This window comes from Pseudomonas sp., assembly GCF_050739995.1.
Taxonomy (GTDB): domain Bacteria; phylum Pseudomonadota; class Gammaproteobacteria; order Pseudomonadales; family Pseudomonadaceae; genus Aquipseudomonas.
This window is the reverse complement of the sequence record NZ_JBOICG010000299.1, coordinates 1-5,907: the sequence shown is the minus strand read 5'-3', so window position 1 is coordinate 5,907 and position 5,907 is coordinate 1. Positions and strand designations below refer to the sequence as shown.

At 58.7% G+C, this 5,907-nt stretch carries 5 protein-coding genes and 1 other RNA gene; all 6 read left to right on the top strand.

Annotated elements, in window-relative coordinates; genetic code table 11:
* Positions 1-42: 42 nt before the first annotated feature.
* Positions 43-1,209 (top strand): zinc-binding metallopeptidase family protein, encoded by a 1,167-nt coding sequence (locus ACRESD_RS10195; RefSeq protein WP_431750798.1) that lies wholly within the window; start codon positions 43-45, stop codon positions 1,207-1,209.
* Positions 1,210-1,446: 237 nt separating this feature from the next.
* Positions 1,447-1,543, top strand: an RNA gene (gene ffs / locus ACRESD_RS10190) — signal recognition particle sRNA small type.
* An 84-nt stretch (positions 1,544-1,627) separates the two neighbouring features.
* Positions 1,628-2,089: a hypothetical protein gene (locus ACRESD_RS10185; protein WP_431750797.1), complete on the top strand. Its 462-nt coding sequence runs from the start codon at positions 1,628-1,630 to the stop codon at positions 2,087-2,089.
* Positions 2,090-2,112: 23 nt separating this feature from the next.
* On the top strand, positions 2,113-4,074 hold the full coding sequence (locus tag ACRESD_RS10180) for a hypothetical protein (protein ID WP_431750796.1): 1,962 nt from the start codon (positions 2,113-2,115) through the stop codon (positions 4,072-4,074).
* Positions 4,075-4,231: 157 nt separating this feature from the next.
* The gene (locus tag ACRESD_RS10175) at positions 4,232-5,275 is read left to right on the top strand and encodes an N-acetylmuramidase family protein (RefSeq protein ID WP_431750795.1); all 1,044 of its coding nucleotides are present in this window, start codon (positions 4,232-4,234) and stop codon (positions 5,273-5,275) included.
* A gap of 4 nt (positions 5,276-5,279) precedes the next feature.
* Positions 5,280-5,870: a hypothetical protein gene (locus tag ACRESD_RS10170; protein WP_431750794.1), complete on the top strand. Its 591-nt coding sequence runs from the start codon at positions 5,280-5,282 to the stop codon at positions 5,868-5,870.
* Positions 5,871-5,907 lie beyond the last annotated feature (37 nt).

Sequence of the window (5,907 nt, the reverse complement as noted above, 5' to 3'; positions counted from 1 at the left end):
GTGCTAAATGATCTAGTCTTGGTTACCCAGGGAGAGACCGCCATGTTCCGCTACTTCGAGCAACTCAGTTCGCGTATCGCTGCACCGTTCGTAGCCGGCACATCCCGCGACAGCAAGGTGTGGCAGTGCCGTTGTGGCCAGTCCCTGTTCTTTCGCAACAGCCAATGCCTGGCCTGCCAGGCGCTGCTGGGTTATCACCCCCAACAAAACCGCCTTTCCTCTCTGCAACCTGGCCCCGTAGAGGGTACTTGGCTGCCGGATGACAATCTCGGCGCCGGCGCCTTCCGTCGTTGCGCCAACCTCGATACCCCAGCCGCCTGCAACTGGTTGATCCCGGCCCACAGCACCGCACCGCTGTGTGTGGCGTGCAGCCTCAACCGCACCATTCCTGATTTATCGATCCCGGAAAACCACGAGCGTTGGCGCAAAGTGGAAACCGCCAAGCGTCGGTTGGTGGCGCAACTGATCAGCCTGGGTCTGCAAGTGGTGCCCAAAAGCGTCGATGAAGACGCTGGCCTAGCCTTCGATTTCATCGGCATAGACCTGGAGGGCAATGCGCCCATGACGGGCCATGCCAACGGTCTGATCACCCTCGACATCAAGGAAGCTGACGATGCCCATCGCGAAAAAGTCCGGGTGCAGATGCGCGAACCCTATCGCACCTTGCTCGGCCACTTTCGCCATGAAGTCGGCCATTACTACTGGGACCGCCTGATTGCCAACACCCATTGGCTGCAACCCTTTCGCCAGCTATTTGGCGACGAACGCGCCAGTTACGCCGAAGCACTGGACCAGCACTACCAGAACGGCCCGCGTCCGGATTGGCAGCAGGCCTGCGTCAGCGCCTACGCCACCATGCACCCCTGGGAAGATTGGGCGGAAACCTGGGCGCACTACCTGCACATGATGGACGCCGTCGACACCGCCCTCGGTTTTGGCATGAGTGCCCGTGAGATGGACCTGGATTACCAGCCGTTTCCGCTCACCACACTCTATGACCCTGAGCACCCAGGCGGCCCGGTGTTCCTTTCGTTCATCAATGCCTGGATCGAACTGGCCGGCATGCTCAATGAACTGTCACGCAGCATGGGGCAGCCGGATTTTTATCCCTTCGTGCTGCCACCGGCAGTGATCGCCAAGCTGCACTTCATTCACCTGGTGATCCAGGAAGAAGGTGGCCGAGCGGATGAGGTAGTACTGGCGCAGTAATCCGCCTTGTGTGGGAGCTGGCTTGCCTGCGATGGCATCACCTCGGTAGCCCAGACAGACCGAGTCGCCAGCATCGCGGGCAAGCCCGGCTCCCACAGGGTTCTATGTTGCTCCCACGGGCGCAGACAAGTGCTTGAGCCTCTTCACATTTTTAATCCAGAACCAACGGTTGTAACTTCCGATGAGATCGGTACAATGGCGCGGCTTGCCGAGAGGCCAGCGTCGTTATGGTGACCCCATCGGTCCCCCCGCAACGATTACCCGTGAACCTGGTCAGAGCCGGAAGGCAGCAGCCACAGCGGGAACATTGTGTGCCGGGGTGTGGCTGGTGGGGTTGCCTCCATAACGCTCTTCCTTGCAGTACCTCTTCAAATCCAATTCAAAAAATGCGTTCAAGCCATCTGCCATCGAGCAGTCCATGGCGGCATACTCCAGTGCCTGGCATTTGGAGACAGCACCCGTGGAAAAAGTGGACGACCTCACTCGCGAAAAGCTGCGGGAGTGGCAGATGCGGCGCCTGGAGATCAAGGACCGTATTCAATCGCATCCGGAACAGACCCTGGAGTTGTCGAGGGTGCTGGACCTCATGGATGACGAGCACGCTGAAATCCTGAGCCAGGCCGAGATGATCCGGGTCGGCGACGTGGTCCCTGCCGTCGAGCCTGTCCCGCCGGCGCTGAACGGCGCTTATACCCTGCAATTGAATGTGGCTGCGCAGAGCGCCGAGGACTTGCGCAGGTTGTTCGATATGGCTGTGTTTGAACTCCAGCAGCAGATCAACGCCGCCGGTGAAGCCGGTCGGTTTCCTGGCGGCATGTCCGGGTCTCTCGGCGAGTATCGCTTTGAGCTGGGAATTCAGGTCGAGCCCGGCGAAGCCTGACGCCTGCGACGCTGCGAGGAAGTATGCAACCGGAACATTTTGATTTAACCACCCCCGTATTTTTGCCGGTCACCGATGAGACCTGCACTGCCTTGCTCGCGGCCGAAAATGCCGATGCGCTGGCTGGCCTGACGGACCCTGAACTGGCGGCGCTGCTGGTCATCCAGAACCTGGCCCAGGCCACGGAAAAAGACCTGACCTGTACGGGCGCCGAGCGCATCCTGGCCAAGTTGATAGGCTGGGCGGTGGAGACTCCGTCTCCCGGTACGGCGGCGCTGTTGTCCGAAGCCCGGCGACTGTTCGATCCGCGTAAGTTGTACTTCGGCTTCAACGCGCTCAAAACGATCAACCTGCGGCTCTTGTCGGCTGAAGAAGTGGCGGCGCGGGATTACCTGCTGCCCACTGGGAAATGGGATACCGACTACAAGGTACGCCACCTGCGCGGCAATGATCCGTTCAGCCAACAAATGATCACACCCCGGCATCGTGAGCGTTGGCTCAGCCCGGCCCAGGACAAGCTGGTACGCACCTTTCGCGCCAACCTCAATGAAGACCTGCACGTTCAAGGCTATGCCGGGATCGGCAAGAGCCACCTGCTCGGCGCCTTGATCGAGTGCCTGCGCCCTGCGCAGACATTGGTGCTGGCGCGCACGGGGGCAAAACTGGCGACGCTTCGTGAGCGCATGGGGCTGGCGCAAGACAGCAAAGCCGGTTCGACCTTTGCCGCTTTCGCCAAGGCCCTGTTGCAGGGACCACGCCCGATCGCGCCGGCAACATCGGCCAAGCTGCCCGGCAAGCTGGCAGTGTCGCAAGCCCTGGATATCCATGGGTGGCGCGGTCACGACGGCCAGGCAACGCTCGACGTCTGTCTCAAGGTGCTCGAAAGCTATTGTCACTCCAACCATCACAGCCTGTCGGCCAGGCACTTGCCGCATTTCAAGCAGCCGTTGTCCAGCGTGGATGCCCAGGTGTTGCTGGAATATTCCAGCCGTGTGTGGACTTATCTGGCGGCCAACCCGCAATGGGCAGGCCAGACCGGGTTCGCGGCCTTGTTGCTGATCAAGCGTGCATGCCTCGACGGTTGTGTGGTGCCGCCCCGGTACACCCATGTATTGATCGATGAAAGCCAGGACATCCCGCCTTCGTTGCTGCAGATTATCGAACGCGGCCGCCAAGTGTTGATCACCCTCGGCGATGAGTACCAATTGGCCAGCGGCGTGATGGTGCGCAGAAAGCGCGAAGTCCGGCACAGCGACATCAGTTACTCCGTGCGCTCGGGTCGTAACGTTGAGCGCTTGGTCAATCCATTGATCAGCGTGCACTCGCAAAAGGGCAAGACACCCTTCGAGGGCGCACGGGATGCAGACGTGAGCATCGAGCATTACCCCCAAGGCTTCGTGCCGCCGGAAGGCTGTGTGGTGTTGACCGCATCCCATTGGGACACCATGAAGTGGGCCATCCAGCTTCAGCGAGCCAACTGCCCGTTCGGTTTGCTCGACAATGCGGCGCAGCAGGATCTCCAGCGCTTCATGATCAGCGTCATCGCCTTGTTCAAACCGGAGTTTTATAGCAACGAACATAACGATAATGGCCCGCATGCTGACTTCACGGACATGGATGACTGGCAGCAAGTACGCGATGCCAACCAGTTCGATGAGTCGTTTCTGTGGGTAGAAAATGAGCTGGAAAAAGGCTTCAACGTCGCCGATATCACGCGTTTGAACCGGTTGGGCGGTGTGCCCGGCAAGCGTTGCCTATTGATGCTGGCGCAAGAGGCGGGCGGCATGGAGTTCGATCGTGTGCTGCTTACGCCCGAGCTGCTGACCAACGTGAAGTTCAAGGATGCCTATGCGTTCGACCAACGACTCTGTGCGGTGTATATCGCGATTTCCCGGGCGCGGATGCAGCTGTACCTGCCTTACGATGTGGTTGAGTGGATTGATTTCCACAAGTATCAGAAAACCCGTGACTCCCATGGTTTCTGATTGATTTAACCCGGCTGTTTCACAACTTTTGCAGCTCGCTCTGGACAACCCAAAACCGCCTTGTTAGTTTCCGCCAGCCACTTGTTACATAGTATGACAAGGGCGTGGAATTGATATTGAAGTGCCACTACTTCTTTAACTAACAAGGATGTCTGTCATGAAAAGCCTGCAAGGGTTGCCCCGACTTATCAGTGCGTCGGTCGGCGCTCCCGGTAAAGCGCGTAACTTGCCCGCCGATGTTCAGTGCATCCAGTACTTGTTCAATCTGATCACCCCGAAAATGGGTTTTCCGCTCGCTGAAAACGGCAAGTGCGATGGTCAGTTGGTGCAGTGCATCAGCCAGTACCAGTTCCGCCACCTCAAGTATGCGCACCCCGACGGGGTGATCGACCCGACTGGACGCACCTTCAATAGCTTGATCGAAGAGGCGGTGAAGGTGCCGGTGAAGGCGTTTCCCACGATGCGCATTCCAAGTTTTCTGAATGTCTTTGGCAATAACAACGGCGATGCGGTGCAGGCCACGGTCAATGTGTACCTGGACCGTATGCGGGCGATGGTCGAGGCCGAGCGGCGCAACCGGCAGTTGATGCTCCAGGCCACCTGCGACGGGGGCATGACTCTCAGCGACAGTGACTTCCAGAACGCTGCCACGCAGTTGGGCAACGGTATCTCGGTGAATATCATCCGCGCATTCGCCACCGTGGAGTCCGGCGGGCGCTCGGGGTTCGGGCCGGCCAAGTTGCCGGTGATCGCCTTCGAAGGGCACCTGTTTCGCAAGTACACCAAGCACATTTACGATCAGGCGCATCCATTGCTGTCCTACCCCTACAAGAAAAAGGCCGGGCCGCAGTGGCAGACCAATAACAAGGACCAGGCCAAGGCCTGGGAAACCATGGCAACCGCATTCGCCCTGGATCAGGAAGCCGCACTGATGTCGGCCTCCTGGGGTATGTTCCAGATCATGGGTTTCAACTTCGCCTCTTGCGGTTACAAAACGGTGTTTGAGTTTGCCGCCGCCTTGAAGATTAATGCCGGCAACCAACTAAAGGCGTTCCTCGGTTTTTGCAGCAAGAGCCCGGCGTTGATGAAAGCCATGAAAGACAAGGATTTTACTGCCATGGCCCGCAACTATAACGGCGAGGACTATGGCAACTACGACGACCTGATGAAAAAAGCCTACGACGCACTTGAAAGGAAATAATAAGATGATCCGTTTTCTCGCGATGAGTGTGTTGTCGTTGTGCATCGTAGCGCCGGCCTTGGCCGCTTCGCCGACGTTGCACTCGGGTAAATACGAAGGGTTGATGCTGGCGGTGACACCTGACCGTCAGGTTGAAGGCTATTACGCGGAAGCACTAGGGGAGGGCGTCACCCGCAGTTGTGCGTTCTACCTGCAAGGCAAGCCCGGCGCACTGACCACTTGGCTCGACGCCGCCTACCCCGGTAGCGTGAAGCCTGCGCCGGACGGCGTGACTCTCACCGTGGAGCAGGGCCGCCAGCATCCGGGTTGCATGAGTGTACTGATGCCGGAGATTGCCACCGGCCTGGACCTGACCCAGACCGCCAACAAAAAATGGATCGGCTTGGTGACGGTGTCCGCCGACAAGGCTTACTTGCTGAAAACCCCTGGCGCCAAGGCCGTCAAGCGTCCGTATATCGTCAAGAATGACGTGGTCGGCGTACTGGCGTTCAAGGATGGTTGGGCCCAGGTTGAATTCATCAATGCCGACGACCGTTCGTTTACCGGCTGGATCAGCCAGGACCAGTACAGCCGTTTGGCAGCCCCCAAAAGCTGATCTCGGCAAGAGGTAAAACGCGTTATCTGTAGTGAGC

What these genes read in the sequence shown, in the direction of transcription:
- ACRESD_RS10195 (WP_431750798.1), top strand. Translation starts at nt 43, where the DNA reads ATGTTCCGCTACTTCGAGCAACTCAGTTCGCGTATCGCTGCACCGTTC.
- ACRESD_RS10185 (WP_431750797.1), top strand. Translation starts at nt 1,628, where the DNA reads ATGGCGGCATACTCCAGTGCCTGGCATTTGGAGACAGCACCCGTGGAA.
- ACRESD_RS10180 (WP_431750796.1), top strand. Translation starts at nt 2,113, where the DNA reads ATGCAACCGGAACATTTTGATTTAACCACCCCCGTATTTTTGCCGGTC.
- ACRESD_RS10175 (WP_431750795.1), top strand. Translation starts at nt 4,232, where the DNA reads ATGAAAAGCCTGCAAGGGTTGCCCCGACTTATCAGTGCGTCGGTCGGC.
- ACRESD_RS10170 (WP_431750794.1), top strand. Translation starts at nt 5,280, where the DNA reads ATGATCCGTTTTCTCGCGATGAGTGTGTTGTCGTTGTGCATCGTAGCG.